The organism is Aeromonas sp. Prich7-2, assembly GCF_017939255.1.
GTDB lineage: Bacteria > Pseudomonadota > Gammaproteobacteria > Enterobacterales > Aeromonadaceae > Aeromonas > Aeromonas caviae.
In genome coordinates, this window is sequence record NZ_JAGKRI010000189.1 from 1 (window position 1) to 622 (window position 622).

A 622-nucleotide genomic window follows, 5' to 3' on the forward strand; every position below is an offset into this window, starting at 1 on the left:
CCGTCATTCCGCACCTGATTTTGCTATTTTCAGTGCTTGACGGCGATCGGCCGTTCTGATCTATTACTCTCTTTTGCAGGTAGATCATCATGGCCGCACCCGCTATCTCGATCCGTAACCTCGATCACCTTGGTTTGGTCGCCGCACTCTGCCAGGAACTGGGCATTGCCCGCATGATCGATGCCTTGCTCCCCAAAACCCCGCCTTTCAAGGTCTCACATGGTGAAGCCTTGGTCGCCATGATAGTGAACGGCCTCGGCTTTCACAGCAGCACCCTGCACATGTTCCCGCAATTCTTCGCTAACAAGCCGGTTGAGCGCCTGATTGGCCCCGGGATCTGTGCTGATGACCTCAATGATGATGTGCTCGGTCGCTGTCTCGATGCCCTCTTTGAGGCCGATGTCAGCGCCTTGTATCAGGTGATGGCGGCGCAAGTTGTCGAGCGGCTGGGGCTCAAAAGCACCGCAGTGCACCTCGATATTACCAGCTTCCACGTCGATGGCGCCTATGACTGTGCCGATGGGGATCTGGTCGGTAAGCTGCAACTGGTGCGTGGTTATAGTCGTGATCACCGGCCAGAGCTGAATCAAGTGATCCTTGAGCTCATCTGTGAAAATCAGGC

At 55.6% G+C, this 622-nt stretch carries 1 protein-coding gene; it reads left to right on the top strand.

The window, feature by feature from the left end:
* Positions 1-89 precede the first annotated feature (89 nt).
* Positions 90-622, top strand: a 533-nt coding sequence (locus J9892_RS20505) for an IS1634 family transposase (RefSeq protein ID WP_109113328.1), incomplete at its 3' end; no start/stop codon positions are given.